This window comes from Vulcanisaeta distributa DSM 14429, assembly GCF_000148385.1.
GTDB lineage: Archaea > Thermoproteota > Thermoprotei > Thermoproteales > Thermocladiaceae > Vulcanisaeta > Vulcanisaeta distributa.
Window position 1 is genome coordinate 565,248 of sequence record NC_014537.1, and the last position, 23,145, is coordinate 588,392.

Annotated in this window: 24 protein-coding genes and 1 tRNA gene; 9 read left to right on the forward strand and 16 right to left on the reverse strand. The window is 49.5% G+C overall.

Annotated elements, in window-relative coordinates:
* Positions 1-95: 95 nt before the first annotated feature.
* A complete protein-coding gene (purE, locus tag VDIS_RS02850; RefSeq protein ID WP_013335707.1) occupies positions 96-581 on the forward strand; it encodes a 5-(carboxyamino)imidazole ribonucleotide mutase in 486 nt (161 codons plus the stop codon).
* Positions 578-1,702 (forward strand): 5-(carboxyamino)imidazole ribonucleotide synthase, encoded by a 1,125-nt coding sequence (locus VDIS_RS02855; RefSeq protein WP_013335708.1) that lies wholly within the window; start codon positions 578-580, stop codon positions 1,700-1,702. Before purE ends, VDIS_RS02855 begins: the two co-directional genes overlap by 4 nt.
* A gap of 174 nt (positions 1,703-1,876) precedes the next feature.
* Here VDIS_RS02855 and VDIS_RS12995 read toward each other — a convergent pair whose 3' ends face one another.
* The 3 genes from VDIS_RS12995 to VDIS_RS02870 are packed head-to-tail and all read right to left on the reverse strand — an operon-like array spanning position 1,877 to position 4,552.
* Entirely contained in the window at positions 1,877-2,326 is a 450-nt protein-coding gene (locus tag VDIS_RS12995) for a hypothetical protein (protein WP_013335709.1), read from the reverse strand.
* 39 nt (positions 2,327-2,365) lie between these two features.
* Positions 2,366-3,856 (reverse strand): 7-cyano-7-deazaguanine synthase QueC, encoded by a 1,491-nt coding sequence (gene queC / locus VDIS_RS02865; protein ID WP_013335710.1) that lies wholly within the window; start codon positions 3,854-3,856, stop codon positions 2,366-2,368.
* Between the two features lie 33 nt (positions 3,857-3,889).
* Positions 3,890-4,552 carry a 7-carboxy-7-deazaguanine synthase QueE gene (locus tag VDIS_RS02870; protein ID WP_013335711.1) on the reverse strand — a complete coding sequence of 221 codons (663 nt, stop codon included), beginning with the start codon at positions 4,550-4,552 and terminating at the stop codon, positions 3,890-3,892.
* Between the two features lie 39 nt (positions 4,553-4,591).
* Here VDIS_RS02870 and VDIS_RS02875 point away from each other — a divergent pair, with 39 nt between their 5' ends.
* Both VDIS_RS02875 and cobT read left to right on the forward strand, forming a co-directional pair.
* Entirely contained in the window at positions 4,592-5,428 is an 837-nt protein-coding gene (locus VDIS_RS02875) for a ketopantoate reductase family protein (RefSeq protein WP_052885749.1), read from the forward strand.
* A gap of 20 nt (positions 5,429-5,448) precedes the next feature.
* Positions 5,449-6,537 carry a nicotinate mononucleotide-dependent phosphoribosyltransferase CobT gene (gene cobT, locus VDIS_RS02880; RefSeq protein WP_013335713.1) on the forward strand — a complete coding sequence of 363 codons (1,089 nt, stop codon included), beginning with the start codon at positions 5,449-5,451 and terminating at the stop codon, positions 6,535-6,537.
* A gap of 60 nt (positions 6,538-6,597) precedes the next feature.
* Here cobT and panB read toward each other — a convergent pair whose 3' ends face one another.
* Positions 6,598-7,404, reverse strand: a complete 807-nt coding sequence (gene panB, locus VDIS_RS02885; protein WP_013335714.1) for a 3-methyl-2-oxobutanoate hydroxymethyltransferase — start codon at positions 7,402-7,404, stop codon at positions 6,598-6,600.
* A 62-nt stretch (positions 7,405-7,466) separates the two neighbouring features.
* Between panB and VDIS_RS02890 the strand changes: the two genes are divergently transcribed.
* Complete coding sequence (locus VDIS_RS02890) at positions 7,467-8,273, forward strand: 4-phosphopantoate--beta-alanine ligase (RefSeq protein WP_013335715.1); 807 nt, start codon at positions 7,467-7,469, stop codon at positions 8,271-8,273.
* A gap of 833 nt (positions 8,274-9,106) precedes the next feature.
* Here VDIS_RS02890 and VDIS_RS02895 read toward each other — a convergent pair.
* A complete protein-coding gene (locus VDIS_RS02895) occupies positions 9,107-9,952 on the reverse strand; it encodes a pantoate kinase (RefSeq protein WP_245522553.1) in 846 nt (281 codons plus the stop codon).
* A gap of 42 nt (positions 9,953-9,994) precedes the next feature.
* Here VDIS_RS02895 and hisD point away from each other — a divergent pair, with 42 nt between their 5' ends.
* Positions 9,995-11,212, forward strand: coding sequence for a histidinol dehydrogenase (gene hisD / locus VDIS_RS02900; protein ID WP_013335717.1), 1,218 nt, complete (start codon positions 9,995-9,997; stop codon positions 11,210-11,212).
* On the opposite strand, the gene hisH is transcribed toward hisD, so the two are convergent.
* Both hisH and hisE read right to left on the reverse strand, forming a co-directional pair.
* On the reverse strand, positions 11,180-11,782 hold the full coding sequence (gene hisH, locus VDIS_RS02905) for an imidazole glycerol phosphate synthase subunit HisH (RefSeq protein WP_013335718.1): 603 nt from the start codon (positions 11,780-11,782) through the stop codon (positions 11,180-11,182). The genes hisD and hisH overlap by 33 nt on opposite strands.
* A complete protein-coding gene (gene hisE, locus VDIS_RS02910) occupies positions 11,775-12,080 on the reverse strand; it encodes a phosphoribosyl-ATP diphosphatase (protein ID WP_013335719.1) in 306 nt (101 codons plus the stop codon). The genes hisH and hisE overlap by 8 nt, the downstream gene beginning before the upstream one ends.
* Positions 12,081-12,162: 82 nt before the next feature.
* Between hisE and hisI the strand changes: the two genes are divergently transcribed.
* Positions 12,163-12,600, forward strand: a complete 438-nt coding sequence (hisI, locus tag VDIS_RS02915; RefSeq protein WP_013335720.1) for a phosphoribosyl-AMP cyclohydrolase — start codon at positions 12,163-12,165, stop codon at positions 12,598-12,600.
* Between the two features lie 94 nt (positions 12,601-12,694).
* Here hisI and hisF read toward each other — a convergent pair whose 3' ends face one another.
* From hisF to thrC, 7 genes are all read right to left on the reverse strand, one after another.
* Positions 12,695-13,456, reverse strand: coding sequence for an imidazole glycerol phosphate synthase subunit HisF (gene hisF / locus VDIS_RS02920; RefSeq protein ID WP_013335721.1), 762 nt, complete (start codon positions 13,454-13,456; stop codon positions 12,695-12,697).
* On the reverse strand, positions 13,453-14,046 hold the full coding sequence (locus VDIS_RS02925) for an imidazoleglycerol-phosphate dehydratase (RefSeq protein WP_148678192.1): 594 nt from the start codon (positions 14,044-14,046) through the stop codon (positions 13,453-13,455). Before VDIS_RS02925 ends, hisF begins: the two co-directional genes overlap by 4 nt.
* Positions 14,027-14,716 carry a HisA/HisF-related TIM barrel protein gene (locus VDIS_RS02930; RefSeq protein WP_013335723.1) on the reverse strand — a complete coding sequence of 230 codons (690 nt, stop codon included), beginning with the start codon at positions 14,714-14,716 and terminating at the stop codon, positions 14,027-14,029. The genes VDIS_RS02925 and VDIS_RS02930 overlap by 20 nt, the downstream gene beginning before the upstream one ends.
* Complete coding sequence (gene hisG / locus VDIS_RS02935; RefSeq protein ID WP_013335724.1) at positions 14,716-15,564, reverse strand: ATP phosphoribosyltransferase; 849 nt, start codon at positions 15,562-15,564, stop codon at positions 14,716-14,718. Before hisG ends, VDIS_RS02930 begins: the two co-directional genes overlap by 1 nt.
* Positions 15,565-15,665: 101 nt before the next feature.
* Positions 15,666-16,730: a pyridoxal phosphate-dependent aminotransferase gene (locus tag VDIS_RS02940; protein ID WP_013335725.1), complete on the reverse strand. Its 1,065-nt coding sequence runs from the start codon at positions 16,728-16,730 to the stop codon at positions 15,666-15,668.
* A 94-nt stretch (positions 16,731-16,824) separates the two neighbouring features.
* Positions 16,825-18,102, reverse strand: a complete 1,278-nt coding sequence (locus VDIS_RS02945; RefSeq protein WP_013335726.1) for an MFS transporter — start codon at positions 18,100-18,102, stop codon at positions 16,825-16,827.
* An 81-nt stretch (positions 18,103-18,183) separates the two neighbouring features.
* A complete protein-coding gene (thrC, locus tag VDIS_RS02950; protein ID WP_013335727.1) occupies positions 18,184-19,407 on the reverse strand; it encodes a threonine synthase in 1,224 nt (407 codons plus the stop codon).
* Between the two features lie 133 nt (positions 19,408-19,540).
* On the opposite strand from thrC, the gene VDIS_RS02955 reads away from it, so the two are divergent.
* Positions 19,541-20,515, forward strand: a complete 975-nt coding sequence (locus tag VDIS_RS02955) for a homoserine dehydrogenase (protein WP_013335728.1) — start codon at positions 19,541-19,543, stop codon at positions 20,513-20,515.
* Positions 20,516-20,522: 7 nt separating this feature from the next.
* On the opposite strand, the gene asd is transcribed toward VDIS_RS02955, so the two are convergent.
* Positions 20,523-21,542: an aspartate-semialdehyde dehydrogenase gene (gene asd / locus VDIS_RS02960; RefSeq protein ID WP_013335729.1), complete on the reverse strand. Its 1,020-nt coding sequence runs from the start codon at positions 21,540-21,542 to the stop codon at positions 20,523-20,525.
* Entirely contained in the window at positions 21,530-22,618 is a 1,089-nt protein-coding gene (locus VDIS_RS02965; protein ID WP_013335730.1) for an amino acid kinase family protein, read from the reverse strand. The genes asd and VDIS_RS02965 overlap by 13 nt, the downstream gene beginning before the upstream one ends.
* A gap of 333 nt (positions 22,619-22,951) precedes the next feature.
* Between VDIS_RS02965 and VDIS_RS02970 the strand changes: the two genes are divergently transcribed.
* A tRNA-Gly gene (locus tag VDIS_RS02970) sits at positions 22,952-23,030 on the forward strand.
* Positions 23,031-23,145: the final 115 nt, after the last annotated feature.

A 23,145-nucleotide genomic window follows, 5' to 3' on the forward strand; every position in this document is an offset into this window, starting at 1 on the left:
GTCACCGTTTAATTTATTATTTAAACAATACACGGTCATATTACGACTAATAATGAAAAAATACTTTTAAAAGTTTTCTTTAAACAATAAACGCGATGAATACGAAACCACTGGTTGGCGTGATAATGGGCAGTAAAAATGACTGGGACGTGATGAGGGAGGCCGTGGAGCTGCTCAACCAATTGGGCATACCCAATGAGGCCAGGGTGGTCTCGGCACACAGGACGCCGGAGTTCATGTTTGAGTACGCAAAGACGGCGCTTGATAGGGGCTTGGAGGTAATAATAGCCGGCGCCGGAGGCGCAGCTCACCTGCCCGGCATGACGGCCTCGCTGACGCCCCTACCCGTAATTGGCGTACCAATACCAAGCAAGCACTTGAATGGGCTTGACTCATTACTATCAATAGTGCAGATGCCCTATGGGACCCCCGTCGCCACCGTCGCCATAGGCAACGCTAGGAATGCGGCGTTACTGGCCGCGAGGATACTCGGCATTAAGTACCCAAGCATTAGGGCTAAGGTAATCGAACTCATGGAGTCCATGAAGAGTGAGGTGCTGAACACGGCGCTCAGCCTATGAGCAGGGTATTGGGCATCCTAGGCGGTGGGCAGCTGGGCTTAATGATGATTCTAGAGAGTAGGAAGTTGGGTATTAAGTTCCTCGTGCATGACGAGGACCCGGAGGCGCCGGCGTTGGGCGTGGCGGATGGCAAGTACGTCGGTAACTCATGGAGGGAATTGGTGCATAAGTCCGATGTGGTCACCTTCGAATTTGAGCACGTAAACCCCAACGCAGTGAGCACTGCTGAGTCACTTGGTAAGTTAAGGCCCAACTCACTAACAATATGGCTGAAGCAGGACAAAATCCGTGAGAAGGTATTCCTTAGGGACAATGGCTTCCCCGTGCCCAACTTCATGATCATCAACGGCCCTGAGGACGTGGATAGAGCCTTTGAGCAATTTGGGAGGGTGGTCTTCAAGGAGCCACAGGGTGCATATGATGGTAGGGGGCAGTACTACGTGATGAAGAGGGAGGACCTAAGTAAGGTGCCTAGGAAGTTCCCATTGCTCGCCGAGGAGTTCGTGGACATACGTAAGGAGGTCTCGGTGGTTTTAGTCAGGTCCAGCAGTGGTGAGGTGCTCACCTACCCAGTTACGGAGAACTACCATTATAACGGGATCCTCCTCTATAGCATAGCCCCTGCGGAGGTTGATGAGGAAGTAGCCAATAAGGCCAGGGAGATAGCCGTGAGGCTCGCCAATGCCCTAAACTACGTTGGGGTCCTCACGGTTGAGTTCTTCATAACCAGGGAGGGGGATGTCCTCATCAACGAGTTCGCACCCCGCGTCCACAACTCAGGCCACTGGACATTAATGGGCGCCGCAGTGAGCCAATTCGAGAATCACGTGAGGGCAGTCCTAGACATGCCGCTGGGGCCCACTACGCTACTGAGGCCTTCGGGCATAGTAAACATGCTGGGCGTGCCTTATGATGAGGAAGTGATTAAGAGGGTATTGGCGATACCAGGGACCAGCGTCTGGTGGTATGGTAAAGCCAGGGTTAGGCCGAGGCGTAAGATGGGCCACATAAACATAGTTGCTGATACCACCAATGAATTGAGGAAAAGGATTAATGAGGTATTAGGTATTGTGTACGGTAATGAAATAGATAAGTACGTACCACCGTGGAGCTCAGTATAAAAATATGATATGTTTACGTTTCAGTTTTCAAACTAGAACCCCCCATTGATTTACTACGCCTTAAGAGCATTAAACCGCTATTACACCATGCCCAACCAGCCTCCGCTTTATTGAGGAAATCGGCGCGATGAGTCGTTAATCGATGAGGTGATGAGGCAATGCATGGTTATGGAATTACCGCTTTCCTTCCGAGGGCCTTAACTTACCTGGTGGATCGCTCCTAAATCTCCATAATCCCTTACCGAAGGATTCGACAATTATTTCCAGCTCATCGGCGAGTAAATCGCTTATCAACGGTTCATCGGCCAATGGCGAGACCAGAACGTCAACCAGCACCTCCCTGGACTCGGCATCGCCCGTGACCACCTTAACGGTTGCGGCCCTTGGGTAAAACCACACATTTAATGGGCCACCGGCCGTGTCAACCCTAACCTCCCTGGCATCCTCAGTGGGTGGCCAGAGGCCGAGGGCCCTCGCAGTGCTTATCGGGATTAGTAGTTGTGGCGTAGGTGCCTCAAAACCACTATTAAGTAGTGCCACCTCCTCCACCGCCTTGTTCCCCACCCTTATCCTACCAACATAGGCGAAGCTTCCGTACTTAATCCTACCAACCCTAACACTCATCAGCCTAATCTCTAACTTTGGGTTTAAAACCAAGCAACGCTACTTGCTTGGCCTTTTAGGGATTTTGTATGGCCTCGCATCCCTCCAGAACTCCTCCTCAACCTCGACTGGTAGATCGTACTCCACGGGGTCCCTAACACCATTAATCCTGAACGCCCACCTCCTCATGTAGCACGGCCCACACCTACCGCAATGCCTCTCTCCATTATCATAACAACTCCAGGTCAGGTGTAGCGGTGCGCCGACCTCGAGACCTAGCTTAACGATTTCATGCTTAACCAAGTGTCCCACGGGCATTAGTAACTCCACATGCTTATTGGGGCCAACGGCGTAGGGCATCACCTTGTTTAGGAGCCTTATGAACTCCATTTCATTGTCAGGATAAGCCCCTGCCTCCTCCAGGTTAATTCCCGTGGCTATGTAGTCATAGCCGTAAGCCTCGGCAATGGCTGTCGCTAGGGCTATGAACACGAAGTTCCTGGCGGGAACCCACTCATGCGCAAATTCCGCGCCTTCCCTGCCCTCATCAACCCTATTAATCTCCCCATCACCGAGGAGTGGTGAGTGCCTAACCACCTTGAAGAAGTCCATGCTTACCTCAAGCAATGGGACGCCGAGGAACTCAGCAATCCTCCTAATAGCCCTATCCTCCTGGGTCTCAGCCCTATGCCCATAGTTAAAGTGCAGTAATGCCACATCATACCCCTGCTTGAGTAGGTACGTGGCCGCCGTGGTTGAGTCAAGCCCACCACTGGCTATTACGAGGACCCTCCTTCTCCTACCCTGCTCCTCCCTCCTTAGTGATACCGTGGACCAGGTACCATCAATCCCAATCTCCATGGCCGTGTACGGCTCCACACGCCTTATGGTCGGCATATCCCAAATGGGCCTGCCTTGATCATTGACTAGGTAATCATCCAGGCTCGCGAAGAATAGGGCCTTCAGGTCACTGTACCAAGCCATATATAGAGGCTTGAAGTTTGTGGCGAGCCAGACCTTGCCGGGTCTGCGGGTATCCATTATAGCCAGTGCATAACTGCCAATGACGTGGTTAATCAACACATCCCTAAGCCCATTCAGCGACCCATCCCAAAGCCTCTCGAGTAGGGGTGGGAGTATTGCAGTATCTATCCTGGACCTACGGGTCAGGTTGAACTTGGTCTCCAGGTCCTTATCGTTCGCTATCGTGCCGTTGTGAGCCACCACCACGTGCTCGCCAATCATCGGCTGTATGTCATCCTCCGTCTTAGCCCTCACGTACTCCGTCGTTGGCTCAGCCCTATTGTTGAATATTGCAGCCACCGTATTCTCATTGATGATGCTGGGCATCCTACTCACCGCAATGCTTGGTCTATCCCTGCTCTTGAACACGTTCAACTCGCCGTTTTTGTCCAGGGCAACGATGCCGAAGCTGTCACGGCCCCTCTCCTCGCCCTTGACAACGATCATCCTTAGAACCTCCTCAATCCTCTTGGCCCTATCCCTATCTAACCTATCGCCAAAAATCAGCACCCCACCGATTGTGCACATCCTGACCTGGGCCGTGCATGAGTATTTAAGCTTTCACTTAAATCCCATTAAAATATGGAGTCTCGGTGTGTAATTAACACCGAGCTTCATGGCCATGGGCTTGGTAACGCCCTCATCCTTTGCAATGCACTCCTCACGTGTCGTGCACTGACTCATTAAGTAGACCCTATCACGTGGTATACCGAATTTATTAATGAACCAAAGAACCTCATCGACATCCCCAGGCTTATCAACAACAAACTTAAAGATGGCCTTGCCACTCATCACGAAATCCCTAATGGCCAACTCATTAACCCTAACCCTTACTGAAACGCCCGAGTTGGATAGCTTAGGCGACACGTTGAACTCATCGACGTAGTTGACGAGCTCGCCGGGCCTAAGCGTGCCATTCGTCTCAACCTCCACGAAGAATCCCTGAGCCCTTATGAAACGCAGTAATTGAAGTAACTCACGGGACCAGAGCAGCGGCTCACCACCAGTCACCACCAAGTGCCTTACGCCACCGGCGGTCTTCATCAAGACCTCATACACGTCATGAACGTTCATTTCAGTTCCGCCAAACCACGAATACTTAGTGTCACACCACGAACACCTTAGGTTGCAGAGGGCTAGCCTTAGAAAGACCGCCTCCCTACCCGCGTTGGGTCCCTCGCCTTGCCAGGACTTGAATATCTCAATGACCCTCACGGATTTCATGCGTAAATGCTTATTTTAAGGGTTAATCAGGGATTAATGATGTTTGGGATAATTGGACTTGGCGGTGTGGGTATTCTCCTCGCCCACTTCCTCAATAATGCCGGTTACGTGCCGTATGTCGTGACGAGGACTCACTATGGCCGTTACGTTATTAAATTCGGTGAAGAGCGTGAGGTTAGGGTGAGGCTCGTTGATAAATTACCCAGTGATGTTAAGTATACCTTAATTGCCGTTAAGGCTTACGACACTGAGTCCATAATTGATAAGGTAGTTAATATCCCCGTGATATTTCAGAACGGCATTGGCGGCGTTGAATTAATCCGGAAGAGGCTCGGCGTTGGTTATGGTGCTGTCATTACGTATGGCGTTACGAGGAGTGGCAGTGTGGCTGAGGTTAGGGGTGTTGGTGAGGTGATACTGCCTAGCTCCGTGGGTGAGGTTGCCGATGTCCTAAGGGCCGGGGGCGCCAATGTCAGGGTAGTTGATGACATTGAGCCCTACAGGTGGTTGAAGGTGATTGTTAACGCGGCCATTAACCCAATAACCGCGATCCTGAGAGCTAGGAATGGTGTGATTCTCGAGGACCCCAACGCCAGGGCGTTAGTGGAGGCAGTGGTCAGGGAGGGTGTTGATGTGGTTAATAGGCTGGGCATTAGGCTACCCAGCGATCCATTGGTCGAGACCCTAAGGGTTGCCGAGGCCACTAGGGATAATCAATCATCAATGTTGCAGGACGTACTGAATCGCCGGAGGACTGAGGTGGATTACATAAATGGAGCCATAGTGACCAGGGGTAGGGAGGTTGGCGTGAGTACTCCCGTTAATTATGTGCTTTGGTTGCTGGTTAAGTCGCTGGAGGTAAATGCTTATAAGTAGGATTTCTATCCTATTTCGTCATGGAGGCAGTAACGGTCCACCTGGGCGACTTCTCAAGCCATATGCGGGAGCTAAGCAGAGGCTTCCTCTTTACTCTAGTCATAGGAACCACAGACACGAGCTTAGTGCCTGGAATAACCATCGCCGGGGCCAAGCCAGAGCTAACCCACTACACGCCGGCGGCTGATGCTGAGTATTTAGTGCTTGGTAGATGCCAGGTGATACCTACCGTGCCCATGACGCCAGATGGTAAGCCTACGCCAGCGTTAATCACTAGGGCCGTCATCAAGCTCACGGGTGCGGGGGTCCTCGTTGTTAATGCGGGGGCTAGGGTCAGGCCTAACATACCCATCATTGACCTACAGGGAGAGCCTGGCAGGGACATTAGGACTGGCCTTGCAATTGATCGAAGCATCGTTGATAGGGTCTTCAGCAATGGCGTCATCCTCGGCGAGAACCTGGCGAGGGTAAGCGGGGCGATTGTCATTGGCGAGTCAATACCTGCGGGGACCACCACGGCAATGGCGTTCCTGGTGGCCATGGGCTACGACGCGTGGAATAAGATGTCAAGTGCATCTCCCGTTAACCCGAGGGACTTGAAGATAGCGGTCGTCAAGGAGGCCCTGAGGAACGCGGGCATCGACAAGCCGTTGGAGGACCCGTTGGAGGCCGTGTCGAGGGTTGGCGATCCGGTGATACCGGCCATGGCGTCGATAGCCATTGGCGCAGCTAGGCGGGGCGCCAAGGTCCTCCTGGCCGGTGGGACCCAGATGGCTGCGGTCCTCGCATTTATAAAGCACGTGGATAGGGGCGTGCTCAATAACGTAGCCATTGGGACGACCAAGTGGTTGATTAATGATAGGACTGCAGACTTAATAGGCCTCGTTAGGGAGGTCGCGCATGTTCCCGTGGCCTCCGCGAACCTTGATTTCAGTAATATGCCCTACGAAGGTCTGAGGGCTTATGAGGGTGGATTCGTGAAGGAGGGGGTTGGTGCTGGCGGTGTGTCCATCGCGGCGATTTCCAAGGGTTACTCAATCAATCAGTTGCAGGAGGTTATACTTAGTAATTATGAGGAGTTGCTAAAGGGTATGGGTAATACTGCGTGAGTAGCCGCGGTGTGATTGACCAATTTTAATGCTGAGGGCATTGTATGAGTACGTATGTCATCAAGACTTAATGTCCTTATAGTACTCAGCACTTGGGAATTCCCCATTCCTAACCTCACTCACGTACTTAGCCACCGCATCCCTTATGATGGATGCCAAGTCCACGTACTTCTTGGCGAAGCTCGGCGGCCTCTCCGTGAGGCCGAGGACGTCGTGAATCACGAGTATTTGCCCATCACAGTGAGGGCCGGCGCCAATGCATATTGTGGGTATCTTAATGCTTTCCGTCACCGCCTTAGCCACGCTTGCGGGGACCATCTCTATGACTATCGCGAAGGCCCCAGCCTCCTGAAGCGCCTTTGCGTCCTCAATCAACTTCTTTGCCTGCTCCTCAGTCCTTCCAATCATCCTAAATCCGCCGAGGGATAAAACCCTCTGTGGATTAAGTCCTATGTGCCCCATCACGGGTATCCCAAACTTGACCAGGTTGTTCACCACATCGAATATTTCTTGACCACCCTCAGGCTTCACAGCCTCGGCGCCAGCCCTAATGAGTTTTGAGGCGTTTTTCAGGGCATCCCTAACGCCCGTTTCGTACGTCATGAAGGGCATGTCAGCTATGAGCAGCGCCTTGGGCTTCGCCCTGGCCACGGCAGCCACGTGTATGAGCATGTCCCTGAGCGTGACCCTTAGGGTATTTTCGAAGCCTAATACGGTCATCCCCAAGGAATCACCGACCAATATGCCATCAACACCCGCCTGATCCACCAACCTCGCCGTTGGGTAGTCGTAGGCCGTTATCATGGCAATTCTCTGCTTACCCTTCATGCTCATTATCGTCTGTACCGTGACCTTCCTCCTCTCCATATTAATGGGTCTTGTTTATTCTTGAATTAAAGTTTTAAGAATGCACATGGTATTGAACGGTAATGATTGGGGACCCTCGCGCGTCTTGGGTACCGCCTAACCACCCGAGGAGGGAGTCACTACTAATTAGGGAGAGGCTGGTTGATGGGTTTAAGGAGGGCTACGTGGCGACTCAGGGCTTGATCGCTCATGGCCGTGGTGAGTGCTTTGATTACCTCATTGGTGAGTCATCAATACCCCCGGCACTGACCGCGGAGAGGGTTGCCGTGGCTGCATTATTGATTGCCAAGCACCCAGTTATCTCGGTTAATGGTAATACTGCGGCTCTCGTGCCGAGGCAAGTCATCGAGCTTGCTAAACTCGTTAATGCAAAGCTCGAGGTTAACCTATTCTATAGGACTAGGGAGAGGGAGGAGTTGATCGCCAGGGTGCTCAGGGAGAATGGTGCTGAGGAGGTCCTTGGCGTTGGTGATGATGCGTCCTGCACGATACCTGAGTTATTCAGTGAGAGGCGTAGGGTTTCCTGCAGAGGCATATACATTGCGGACGTGGTCCTAGTACCGCTTGAGGATGGCGATAGGACCGAGGCGCTCAGGAGGATGGGTAAGATCGTGATCGCCATAGACCTAAACCCACTCTCGAGGACATCAAGGGCGGCGAGCATTACGATTGTCGATAACGTGGTTAGGGCAATACCGAACATGATAAAGTTCGCGGAGGAGATGAGGGGAATGCCCAGGGATGAGTTGATAAGGATTGTTAGGAACTTCAATAATGAGGAGAATTTAAGGTCTGTAATCATGTTCATTAGGGATAGGCTAAGTGAGTTGGTAAGTAAGGGTATAACGCTTGAGTTTTCCAAGTCTTAGGTGTAATTTCTTTATATACATGCATTTATTAATAATTATCACGTTTAGCGCTTAATGGCGAATACGTTAAAGTAACGCTGGGGCTTACGGAAATACCTAGGATATTGCTCATAGCGGCTGGCGAACAGTAAACCCTCGCCTCGATCCGGTTCTTCAAGTCGCTTTCTATTCGTCAGTAATATTCATAGTGGGCCTAGCGGTGTTCGCAGAGTCTCATACATTAGAAGGAAAAGAGAGTACCACTAACCCTAACATACATGGAAACACTACCTGATTAAGGGTTTGGGATCACCCACCCTTCTTTCCATATAATTTGAGTGCCCCTTAACATACATGTGTAAAGAAATTATAGGCTATTTTCGAGTCATTCTCACCACCGCTTGGCTGTTTCCGTAACCCTTCCTGGCTCCTCAGCACTTATCCTATTAACATAGCCTGGAGAACACCAACCTTATACACTTAAGCTCCTCCCTGGCAATTGTGTCAAGCCTTACTGGCTAGACAACCTAATGACCTCATTTATTAGGAATGATACCTCGTTAGAGCTTATCAATCCCTTAACCCCAGGAATTCAATAATCATCGGATTCATCGCGATGAATCCGATGATTATTGAATTTGTAGAATTGGAAAATTGCTGAGTCCCCCTTCAACTTCCCTAAACCTCTCATAAATCTGCCGAATTTCATGTTAATCTCCCTGAACTCACCATCGAGCTAAAACAACGTGGCGCTTAGTGTACCTGTTACCGTGATTATTAATCCTATAAAATCAGTAACTCCTCAGTCTTATATCCATAATAGTTATACTCTATTTATGCATACTTAATGTATCTTATTTAAATACGTCTTTATTAATCATTACCCTAACCCCCTCATTTGATGGTTCAAAGACCCTCACCTCATAACCGACGGTCCTTAAACAATTAATTAATGCCTCGACCTCATCCCTACGCGTTAGGAATACCAGGACCCTCTTCTTAACGTAATAGGCGTCGGCATAACGTGCGCATGGCTTTACCCTATCCTCAAGGTCTCTGGTTAGGAAGCCCACTTCCCTGGAGAATGCCGTGCTTAGTTCCGTGAACTTCTCATAGGTTGGCTCACTGATTAATTCATTTACGTACTTACTGCCTAACGTTGCCAATTTATCCCTCAATTCACGGAGCATATCACTCGTCGAGTATCTACCCAGGTCCGCGGTTACGATCGCTAAATCCCGTGGGTATGGGATCCTATCAATGATGCCGATCCCAGGGGCACCAGCCCTTAGCCTTAGTTCGATGCCCCCTCCGTAGTACTCTGCAATCACATCGCCGAGCCCGGTACCAAGCCTCACCTCAATCACGTGGGCAACCTGGGCTGCCTTTATTAACGGCTTACGCGCAATTACGGCGGCGCCCAGGGCTGTGCCTAGCGCGAGTGCGGCGCTCATACCATAGCCAACACCTAACTGCACGGGCGATGAGTAATTAACCTCCGCATTAACGCCCAACTCCCTAAGTGCCAGGTCCACGTGGTCAATGCCATACCTAGTAGGACTGGCCGTCGGCTTAAACATGAACCTCACCCCGGGCCTTATGACGATGCCGCAGCCCAAAGAACCCGTATTCACTGGGTCGTTTCCATATATCGGTAACCAAATACTCGTGATGTGAAGCGGCACGTCGATGATTATCATGGCCAGTGGCATGCTTAAAAGCATGTATTTAAGCGCTTATGGGTGCCTTCCCTGAGGCTAAGTAAGGAGTCACTCCTTAATGAGTTTAGGAGGGTGAGGACTTTAGATAAGTACGTAGATGCTGTCAGGGCTATTGTGAATGACGTTAAGGCTAGGGGTGATGAGGCCGTGATTGAATATACTAGAAAATTCGATGGTGTCGCGCTTACGAAGATTGAGGTTGACATAGATGAGTTAAGGGTGCTGGCGTCTAAGGTCGATAAGGACACTGCGCAGGCAATAGATGCGGCTTACAGGTCCGTGGAGGACTTTAACCGTAGGTTAATGCCCAGGGATTTCGAGGAGGAGTGTTGTGGGTTGATTAGGGGGGTTAGGTGGGTGCCGATTGGGAGGGTTGGGATTTACGTGCCCAGGGGTTATTTCTCGACACTCATAATGACGGGTGTCATAGCCAGGGTGGCAGGTGTTAAGGAGTTGGTGGTGACGACACCGCCGAATGGGGACGGCAGCATAAGCCCGGAGATAGCCTACGTGGCGCTCAAGTTAAACGCCAGGGTGTTCAGGGTGGGTGGTCCGCAGGCCGTTGCTGCCATGGCCTTTGGGACGGAGTCGATACCCAAGGTTGATAAGATCGTTGGACCAGGTAATGCCTATGTGCAGGCGGCTAAGTACCTGGTCTCGCAGTACGTGGGTATTGACGGTATTGAGGGCCCAACCGAGCTTGTAGTTTGTGCGGACCCATCGGTTGATCCGGGCGTCGTTGCCCTGGACATTATGGCTCAGCTTGAGCATAACTCGGCGATCGCGGTGGTAATTACCTGGGATGAGAAGTACCTGAACGCCATCGAGTCGAGGCTCAATAACCTAAATTACTTATCAACGCTCGTTGATGGGCCTAAGGATTGCGTGGACTTAATAAACGAGTTGGCGCCAGAGCACGTGACGCTATGGGGCCTGGGGAACCTAATTAATAATATTAGGAATGCCGGTGCCGTGTCCATTTCAATGCCCTCCGCAATGATTGACTACGTTGCCGGCCCAAGCCACGTATTGCCCACCGAGTCCTCCGCTAGGTGGAGGGGTGCCCTCTCGGTTTATGACTTCCTGAAGCCCGTGGCCTATGTTAAAGCCGTTAGTAAGGACTTGGTAAGTGACTTAGCAAGGCATGGAGCCTCACTGGCTGTGCGGGAGGGCTTTAATAACCACGCTAGGTCAATAACGGAGTGGCTACTTACGGGCAATCTCGATAAATCGTCGTAATACCTCAAGGCCATTTTTGGAGCTCTTTTCTGGGTGGAATTGAACGCCAAATGTTACGACTCTTTCATCACACAACACACTGAGTATGCTATCTCCTCCGTAATGCGTGATTCCCGAGTACGGTATTTCACCGCCCGGGTTAATCACGGCGTAGCTATGCATGAAGTAGAAGTACCCATTATCGCTAAGTAATTCACAGGGCTTCACTGTTTTCACGAGGTCCCAACCAATGTGTGGCACCCTAGGCCCTTTCAGCCTATTGACTCGGCCTGGGTACCATGATAAGCCACCCAGTGAACCCTCATCACTGGCTTCAAACATTACCTGTAGTCCAAGGCAAATACCGAGTATCGGCATTGAACCCCTAATCCCTGTCAGTGCGTCCTTGAATTTATCAAGCCTGGACATGGCGGCGTCGAAGGAGCCAACGCCTGGAAGCACTATGGCGTTCACGTTCATGAATTCACCAGGCTCATTGATGATCGTAGGCTCAGAACCAACCCTCCTAAATGCATTAATTAGGCTTCCCAGGTTACCTACGCCGTAGTTTATAATGCCGACCCTAACCATTGGGACCAATCCTCGCCATGTGCCTATTGGTTAACTCCTCACACACATCATCGAATTTAATGCCCATGAACCTGAGGAGAACGAGTAAGTGATACATTAAGTCCGCCGTTTCCCTAACTACCCAATCCCTATCACCCCTCATGGCGGCTACTACGACCTCCACAGCCTCCTCACCAACCTTCTTACTAATCAAGTCCACACCACCACTGACCAGCCTATGGGTGTAACTATTGGAGTTTCCGTGCTTAATCCTATCATCGATTATGTCCTGCAACTCATCCAGGAATTGACACACCATCACCGCTTAAGTCTATATATGCTTTATATCAATTATGCCCCATACAGAAAAACTAAATAGTCGGGATGCCTCGGTAAATATAATGTTCAATCCACCAGGCAACATTAAGGTGCTTAGGCTCAGTGAGGATGAGGCCAGGAAGATCGCTGATTCCCTATGGTATAGGCATACCGACAATACCGTGGTAGCCGTGGCCCAGGACTACGAGACGAAGGACGTGTTGATGGTTGCGAGTATGAATAGGGATGCCGTAATAAAGACGCTGACCACGGGCATGGTGCACTACTGGTCATTGAGTAGGAAGAAGCTTTGGCTAAAGGGTGAGACCAGTGGTCATTACCAATACTTAGTAGGTTTCAGGGTTGATTGCGATAGGGACGCGGTACTCCTACTTGTGTATCAGGTCGGTAATGCATGCCACCTGGGTACCCGCTCATGCTTCGACTCAAACAACATAAGTAACCTACGCATATTGTTTAATGACGCTGGAAACCCCTCGTCAGAATTTAACGAAATCTAAGCCGTCCCGTGAACCCCTTAACGGCAACACCCATCTACATTATCAATATCAATAATCTCAATAATTAGCGTGTCACCAACTTACATTCATAAAATCACATCCTCACCTTAATGCCCCTCTCCATTAGGTAAGCCTTAAGCCCCTGAATGTTTATTAGCCCCATGTGAAAAACACTCGCGGCGAGGGCTGCGTCTGCGTACTTCAGGACCTCCGCGAAGTGCTCAACCTTACCAGCACCGCCACTGGCGATGACTGGTATATTAACTACTTCAGAAATTGCCCTATAGAGCTCCACGTCATAACCCGCCCTAGTGCCGTCCGCGTCAATGCTCGTTATTAATAACTCGCCAGCGCCAAGTTCCTCAGCCCTCCTGGCCCATTTAACACCATCAAGGTTGGTTTCCCTTTTACCACTCTCCACGTAGACCCTCCATGAATTACCGCGCCTCCTAACGTCGATCGCCACAACCACCGACTGTGCGCCATACTCCCTGGAAAGTACTGTTATTAACTCAGGGTTCCTAACGGCCGCAGTGTTCACACTAACTTTGTCAGCCCCCGCCTTAAATGCCGCGTCCGCATCCTCAAGACTCCTTATGCCACCACCGACGCCCAGCGGTATGTTTATCGCGCCTGCAACATCCCTAACAGTCCTTAGGAACGTCTTCCTACCCTCGATGGTGGCCGTTATGTCGAGGAGGAAAATCTCGTCGGCACCCTCCTCCTCATACCTACTCGCCAACTCCACCGGGTCGCCCATTACCCTAAGACCCTCGAAGTTGATGCCCTTAACCACCACGTTCGCGTCTACGTCGAGGCAGGGTATAATCCTCCTAACGATGCCTAGGGGCCTCATTGCAGGGTCCCCTTCAGACTCCTCACTGAGTTATCAACGTACTCCATGGCCTGCGCCATCGAGAGTCCCAGGGACTTAAACAGCGCCTCGGCCATGTGGTGGTCATTCTCACCCCACCTTATCTCCGCGTGTATGGTCGCCCTTGAGTACGTGGCTAAGGTCCTAATGATGTGGGGTATCATCTGTGTCGTTAAGTCGCCAATCCTCTCACCAATGAATGACCCCCTAAACACCCAATAAGCCCTGCCCCCAAGATCCACAGAAGTCACCGCGAGTGCGTCGTCCATGGGAACCATGGACCAGCCAAACCTCCTAATACCGACCCTATCACCCAACACCCTATCTATCGCCATGCCCAGGGCTATGGAGACATCCTCAGCAACATGGTGATCATCGAACCCCCTCAGGTCCTCGGCTACGATCTCCCCCGACGCATTCATGTAAAATATGAATGTCTCAAGCATGTGGTTGAGGAATTTAATTGGTGTCGAAACCCTAATACCGCCTGGGGTTAATGCCAATTCCACGTAAATTCTCGTCTCCCTTGTCTCACGCCTAACCTCAGCCCGCCTAACCCCAGCTCCCTGCACAGTCAACACCCTTCACATAGAGTGCATAGCCTATAATGACCCCATCGAGACCCAAATCCCTTAATTGCTCGATATGCCCGCATGTGGAGATGCCACCCGCGTAGAAAACCTCGTCAGCCTTACTCCTCAGTAATTCAATTACTTCCCGACTAATTAGGGGACCCGCGCCGGTACCCTCCACATCAATGGCTGTGTAAATTAGGGTGTGTACCCTGGGTAATGAGTTTATGACTGCTTGTAACTCACCTACGGGTTTAGTCCAGCCCCTGCTCATTACGAAATTCCCCAATACGTCTATCGAAACCACAACAGACTCATAACCAAGGCTCTTAATGAACTCATTAATGGCACCTGGCCCCTCGAGGGCTGCGGTGCCTATGACGACCTTACTACATAACTTAAGGGCTTCCTTACCGACCTCGGGCGTCCTAATGCCACCGCCCACTTCGCATTTACTGTTGAATTCACGGCTTATCCTGGCTATTGAATCAATATTCACTAATCTACCCTGCTCGGCACCGTCCAAGTCGACTATGTGTACGAAGTTGAATCTCCTCGTTAATTTAATTGCTTCATCCACACTGAGCCTAATTAACTCCGTACCCCTCACACCCCTAACCCTCTTGACTGCATAACCACCGCTTATGTCGATTGATGGTATGATAATCATTAAGCAATCACCTTCTCAATACTCATGACCAGTATGTCCTTGGCACCTGCATTCTTTAATTTAACGAGGAGACTCGGTAATTCATTCTCAGGGACCACGCTGATTACCTCCTTAAATGGCTTATTCGCGATGTCGGCCACGGTGGGCCCCTCCATGGCGGGTAATATGGATAGTACCTTGGACAGGTACTCCGTGGGTACGTTCATTAAGACCAACTTCTTATTAATTGAGGATTTAACGCCACGTAGTAGTAGGAGGAATCTCTCCATTACTTCGCCGCATTTATCAAACCCTGTATTGCTGGTTATGAGTACGGCCTCCGTCTCCGTGATCACGCCGATCGGTTTCAATCCATGAATCTTTAGTGTGGTTCCTGTCGACATTACATCGACTATGGCCTCAGCCACGCCGAGGAGAGGCATTATCTCGGCACTACCCGATATCCTGACTATCCTCACATTCTTGCCATAAGCCTTGAAATAATTCATTGTTAAATTAACGTACTTCGTCGCAACCCTTATCCCATCCTCCATATCATTGATGCTATTAATGCCTGATGTACTCGGCACAGCAACTACGATCTTCCCATTACCAAAGCCCAACCTCTCAACAACCTTAACCCTCGACTGACTCTCAACGACATAATCAAGCCCCGTAATACCCATAACAGCGGCGCTGGACTCAACAATGTACGGTATATCCTCAGGCCTAACCCTAATGATGTTTAAGTCCGACCAATTTGTCGGTATCATTAACGCCCTATCATCATAAACCTGCAACCTAATACCAACATCCTCAAGCAGTTTAATCGTTGGTTGTACTAAACGACCCTTTGACGGGATTGCCATTATGCATGTTCCAGTGCCATCGGGAACGCATATATTTAGGGTATATAAGTATTACCATAGACTTAAAAATAATAATTACACTAACCGCACAGCCATGTAACTTACTTATTTAAACCACGAAGAACATCGTCCAATGCGTCAATGAATTCTGTGGCAATGGGCTTGGGGGGCACCGTAACCCTAAGGCAATCCTCACAAAGAACCTTACCGCTTAAGTTCCTGACCACGAAGCCCTTATTAAACAACTTGCTATATATATCATCAGCCCTGTTGGGACTACCCACGTGGAATGTTACGAAATTGGTTACTGAGGGTATTGGTCTCAAGTCTAAATCTCTCAATGACTTAATCATGTATTCCCTTACATTAATCATTTCATCAATGCTCCTCTCAACGTAATCCCTTAATTCCAGGGCCCGTAATACCAAGGCCATTGAGGGATATGGAATGTTGTGAGATAATGATAATCTGCTAAGTCCATTAATGACCACGTCAGAGGCTACTACATAGCCCACCCTGAGACCCGCCAGGCCCCAGGCTTTGGAGAATGTCCTCACTATTGCCAGGTTATCATAATCCCTAATTAAATCGGTAAGGCTATACCTAGCAAATTCTGCGTAAGCCTCATCAATAACCACGAGAGATTTAACGCGGGGCAATAAGTATTCAATTAATTCCCTATTGAATAAATTACCCGTTGGATTGTTTGGATTACATATGTAAATAACGTCGTAAGAATCCCCAATTTTAACTATGCCATCAATATCTAGTTCGTAGGTATCTTCTTTAAGAAGGAATTGATCGGTATCAACCCTCATGGACTCTGCCAGGACCTTGGGCATTGAGTACGTGGGCTCAACGATAAGGACCTTCCTAAACCCATGTAGCGCAAATTGAATGAGTAACCTCAATCCCTCATCACCGCCGGCTACGGAAAACACATTATTAACATCAATATTGAGGTACTTAGCCAACGCCTCATTAAACGTGGGGTTAAGGGGCTCAGTATAGTACCTAATCATGTCAGGGTCTAACAACACGGTAAGTAGTTTCTCGTAGTACTCACGTGGTAGGAATAAATTCTCATTAAAGTGAAGCCTATGTACCTTATAGCCAACGTTTGGTTCCTCATAGAAGTTAAGGGATAATACACCCTTCCAAGACATCAACCCTCACACGGAATTAATAATTTATAAACATTACATTATAATTCTATATAACTTAATTTTAACAATCTTTGGGTTTAATTAATTTGAAGTATTATTCCCGACGGGCCCTTTTAATGAGGGCTATTGCAATCATAGAACTTATCACTATTAATATGCTACTCCAAATCATGTTTATTGTTATTGCCGTTAGCCAGGGTTCCGGCCTTGTGGAGGCTCCTGCCATTAGTGTCGTTATTATTGCGGCCCAAGCCGCCAACCAAGTGCCACCATTATAACTTAGGCCGGCGCCTGTGGCTCTGACGCTTGGTGGTAGTAGGTCCCTTATGTAGACCTGCAGTACGCCGACGGGTAGCACCGCTATGAAGTCCCAGAGCAGTACTAACCAGCCGTTGCTTAGTATGAGTATTGCGTACATTGTTGGGTATATGAGGGCTATGATTATTAATGCCGTGGCCAGTAAGGCCCTTGCCGAGCTCCTGAACCAATCAACCAATACACCGCCGAAGATACTGCCAATGGCGTCACTCGCGGAGAGTACTGTGAGTATTAGGCCCGCCAGGGCTGATGAGTAATTAAGCACGTTCTGTAGTACGAATGGTGAGAGCTCAAGCATTACGTAGTACTCGTAGAGGAAGCCCATCGTGGCCAGTAGTATCGTTATTACGGGTAGCCAGTACTTAGTGAACAGTGTCCTGTACGGACTCCTCACCTTCTCCGCAACCTCCCACTCAGGGGCCTCGGTTAGGAATCTCCTCCTAAATAACCAGCCAATGATCGTGGTCACTATGCCACTCCAGAACACTATCCTCCAACCAATGGTATACATTGCGTTCTCTGGCAAGTAGGTAGCCACCAGAGTGTATGTGAAGGTCACGCCGAATATGCCAATGTCGAAACCAGCCTGCATAATGCCACTGGCCAGGCCCCTCCACTTAGTGACACTTTCAACAGCCATGACGCCACTCGATGAGTACTCACCGCCCAGGAAGAAGCCGACTGCGAACCTGAGTATTATGAGGAGTGCAATGGCGACTAGGCCTGCCTGGGCATAGGTTGGTAGGAAGCCCATTAGGAAGCTTGATAAGCCGGCGCCAAGCATTGTCATGTACAGTACATACCTCCTACCGACCTTATCCGCAAGGTTACCAAAGAAGACACCACCGAGTGGTCTAACGGCAAGTGAAACGCTGAAGGCGGCCAGCGTTGCAAGCATTGAGCCTAAACGACCAAGCTGACTAAAGAATACCTGCGCTATTACTGGCGCTACAAAGGCATAGGCAACGAAGTCATAGGCATCTAAGCCCCAACCCAGCATTGAACCAACGACATTACGCCACCTACTTACCTGTGTTCCAGCTTCATAACTCACCGATTCATCACATACTTAGTTTATTTAAGTTTTACCTGATTGCATATGTTCTTCTATTAATACCAGGGTAATCACTATATACTATATTCCTGGTTCCTGGGCAACTATTAGGGACCTCAACTCATCCAATGACGAGACACTAACCATATTCACATTACTATTCATTAGTAGTGTGTCTGGATCCTTTAGTGCGTGGCCGGTGGCTATTAATACTACCTTATCCCCAGCGTCAACCATGCCCTCACCCAAAGCCTTTAAGTAACCAGCCAGTGATGCCGCGCTGGCAGGTTCGACGCCGATGCCCTCCCTACCAAGCATTCTCTGAGCCATTAATATCTCATCATCACTAACCTCAATGAATTCACCACCACTATACTTAACAGCCCTATAAGCCCTAAACCAATTAATTGGCCTACCAATCCTTATTGCCGAGGCCACAGTCCTTGGGTTATCAATCCTCGCCTCACCCAAGCCCCTCCAATACCTAACCATCGGCGCAGCCCCTGATGCTTGGACACCAATCATTTTCGGTACGCGATCAATCACGCCAAAATCCACCAACTCCCTAAACCCCTTCCAAATGGCGTATATATTGCCACCATTACCCACCGGGACAAAGACGTAATCCGGGACACCAATCTCCTCCACAATTTCATAGGCTATGGTCTTCTGCCCCTCCAACCTCCAGGGATTTATCGAATTAAGTGGGTAGTAATTAACGTTGTTGACACGGCCATCACTCAATACAGCCTCTAATACGTACTCCAACGCATTATCAAATGTGCCAGGAACCTCGGCGATCTTCGCACCATGCAGCATCGCCTGCCCCAACTTGCCCTTGGCAACACCACCCTTTGGTAGAACCACTAGGCACTCAAGGCCTGCCCTAGCCGCGTAGGCCGCCGCGGACGCCGCAGTATTCCCCGTTGACGCCACTATAACCCCCTTAACACCTATTGACAACGCCAATGAAACGCCGACAGTCATCCCCCTATCCTTAAAGGAGCCCGTTGGGTTTGCACCCTCAAACTTGACATAGGCATTGCCATGACCTCTTAACCTAATTAATGGCGTTGCGCCCTCGCCCATCGTGACGGTATTACCCGGCTCAGGCAGTAATTCCCTATACCTCCATACACCCCTACCCCGTAAACCTCCCCAGTTCAACCTAACCCTATCAGCGATTAATAATGCATCAAGTAATTCACCACACCTTGGGCACCTCATTACGTATGGGCTCGCCTCGGTCTCGAAACCACACCTTGGACACTTTAGGATGTATTTACTGAGGAATCTAGGTCTCATGCCTGGGTTTCCATTTCAATCCCCAAGTAACCTCAATTATTTAGGTTATTTAAGCATTACCATTAAATTAATAGGGCATTGTCCCATGGTAATGCTCTTAAATAAATTATAAATTACATGTTATTAATAACGCATGAGGAGATATAGGGTATTGATAATTGGCTTTGGGAATGTTGGTCAGGCCTTCTTCAGGTTATTGAATTTAAAGAGGGATTTACTTGGTGTTGATGTTTATGTTAGTGAGATAATTGATAGGAGGCGTGGGCATATAGTTAATCCAGGACCTAGTGTCGTTGATGATGCACGTAGCGGCAAATTGCTTGGTAAGAGGGTGGACATTAATGAGATTCCCAGGCTTATTGAGGGGAGCGATGCAGACATTGTCTGTGAGTTCACGGATTTAAACGTTAAGGATAGGGGTGAGCCCGCATTCACCTATTTATCGACAGCCATCAGGAGCGGTAAGCACGTGATTACGACCAATAAGGGCCCAATAGCCTTCCACTACGATGAGTTGATGGAACTTAGCAGGAGGTTTAATAGGCTTGTTAGGTTTAAGGGCACGGTGATGGCGGGCACGCCATCCTTCAACATAATCGACCTATTACCTGGCATTAAGGTTAATTACTTCATGGGCATACTCAACGGCACCACAAACTACATACTCACGAGGATGTACGAGGGCATGAACTTCAACGAAGCCCTCAGGCTGGCCCAGGAAAGGGGTTATGCGGAGGCTGACCCATCCCTGGACATTGATGGTTGGGATGCTGCGCTGAAGGCAATCATTATTTCGAGGGTGCTTGGTTGGAGGCATAGCCTTGAGGGCATGGAGGTTAGGGGTATACGTGACATAGACATTAGGGCCTATGGGGATAGGGTTGTTAAGCTCATAGCCTACGCCAATGCGGAGACTGCGTACGTTAAGCCAGTCCCATTGAGTAGGAGTGATGTTCTGGCTCACGTTAATGAGAACTTGAACGCATTGAGGATTAACACGGACACCCTAGGCGATGTTATGGTTATAGGGCCTGGGGCCGGGCCCATGGAGACTGCGCAAGCCGTATTAACGGATTTAATGTACATAATTAATCATTTAGGGGATTAACGCATTTTTAGAGTATGCCCAGAGCCTTCATGGTCTCCACAGTGAGTATTGTGATCCCAGCTGCACCACGCACCAGGTTATCTCCCAGCGCCACAAGCCTTAACACCCTATCCCTAACCGACACCCTACCGACACTGACAGCCATTGGGTCCAAATCCCTGGCAGGTTGGGGTGCGTCAACCCTATTAATAACCTTAATCGGCTCCCTGGGTGCCGTGGGCAACTCCCTCTCCTGAGGTAGGGATCTAAACCTACTCAACCTATTAATTATATACTCAGTGTCCACATCCTTAGTCAGCACGGCGTGTATTACGGCCATGTGCCCATACTTAACGGGTACCCTGGTCGTCGTTACGTACACAGGCTTGCCCCAGGGCTCGAACTTCTCGGGGAATTGCTTACCCAACATCTTATTCAGCTCAGCCTCGATCTTCTCCTCCTCACCCTTTATGAATGGTATTACATTACCATCAATTGCCAGGTAGGACAGACCCAGGTAGCCGGCCCCAGAGACAGACTGTAGTGTAACTATGTGTAGTGAGTCGATTAGGTCTTGAATAGGCTTTATGGGCATTGATATTATCGCAGCCGTGCAGTTCGGGTTCTTAACAACCCAATTACCCTTAACCTCCCTGAGTATGTTTAGGTGCTCCCAATTAACCTCAGGGTTTATCAGTGGGATCCTCGGATTCATCCTCTCCGGCGACGCGTTTGAAATAACGTTCAACCCAGCGCTCAATAGCCTACTCTCAATGGGCCAGGCAACATCGTTTGGTAATGCCGAGAGAACCACATCGGCCGACTTATGGTCTGGGGGGTCCGTGGAAACCAGCGTGATGTCCCTGGCATACTCAGGCACATCACCTGGTATGAACCAGTGAACCACCTCGCCATACTTACGACCAACCTTACCCGGGGATGCCGATAAACCAACGACTTCAATGAATGGGTGGTTAGCCAGCAACTTAACCATCCACTGCCCGACGAGTCCCGTGGCCCCGAGTATTGATACCCTCACGCGATCCATGACCTCACCCACCTATGGAGGTCCCTTGCCAGGGAAACCGCGTCATCCCACTCATTTAATAATGCCGACACCGCGTGTTGGTCATCATTAATTACTTTAGCGTCGTATGACGCCATTATCTCATACGCCTCACCCCTCAGGTGACTCACCTGTGAAATTCTACAGCCCACCACGGAGACCCTGAACGCACCCCCAACCTCATTTAGGGTAATTAGCTTGGGCGTTGTGATGCAGTTATTTACTACGTACGTACCATCCTCACGCCAGGGATCAGTTATGATGGTTAAGACCTTACTCTTTAATAATGGCTCAAAGGTCCTTGGGTGGAACTTCTTGGCGCCAAGTAATGACGCCGTGTAGGCCTCGTCATAACCAACCTCCCTAAGGAGTACCGCGTCGTTTATAATCCTTGGATCACCACTGAGTATACCACCACTGTCCGTGTAGAAGGTTAACCGTGACGCACCCAGGTAACTCGCGAGTAGGGACGCCGTGTAATCACTACCACCCCTACCTAGGGACGTGTACCTACCATCACTGGTTACTCCCAGGAAGCCGGGGACCACAACAACATCATACTTACTCAATACGCCGCCCACCCTCTCAATCACGTACTTACTACTCAACTCGTGATTAACCGATGCAAAGCCCCAATTACTATCCGTAACTATGCCAGGCTCGTAAACAGCCTTAGCCCTTAAGCCAAGCAAATCATTCAGCGCCCTCTCAATTAACAACGTCGAGAGTAACTCACCGTGGATGATCACGTAATCCCTAACCCAAGGCTCACCGAGGTTTATGAACCTACGCAACTCCTCACGCGCGAGTTCGAGGAAGGATGCCAGGTCATTAAGGCCGAGATTAAGGGCTTCACTCATGTACGTTGATAATGCATTATCAAGTGCGTTTGGGTCGTGATTATCAAAGGCCCTTATTAATTGGTCCGTAACCCCCTTCATAGCCGAAACAACAAGCACAAGCTTATTACCCAGGTAATCCCTACCAACAACCCTACCGATCACATTAAGGACATTACCCACAGTTAACAGTGAACCACCAACCTTAGATATCCTCACCTCCCGTTCTAGTACAGGGTTTCCATTTCCATCTGGTCACCTCTATATAGGCACGAACATAACACATATTTAAAATTTACTATCTCGAGAATAATATATACCCGCCACCATGATATAAATAGCAACAACAATATAGGAGTGAGAAAGCATGAAATAAATCAACGCATCGTAAGGCATTTACCTTAAATATAATAATTAACCACTAAAACGCAACTAGACCACTAAGCGGTATGCCTGGACGTAGTAAATTAGATTGAATGAAAAATGCCAAACCCTCAACATTAAACCCAGCCCAAACTAAAACTTAAAACCCTCAAGACCTACTATTACTCTGCGGCCGTCGTCTAGACTGGTCTAGGATGGCGGCCCCCCGAGCCGCAGAACCCGGGTTCAAATCCCGGCGGCCGCACCAAAATGTGTTCAGTTCTTCCTGGTTCATAGTCTCTCCTTCGTGCCAAGCATAGTAATATCGAGTTATTACCCTAATCCTTAGCATTTACGTTAATGCCCTGATTAATTAATTGGTT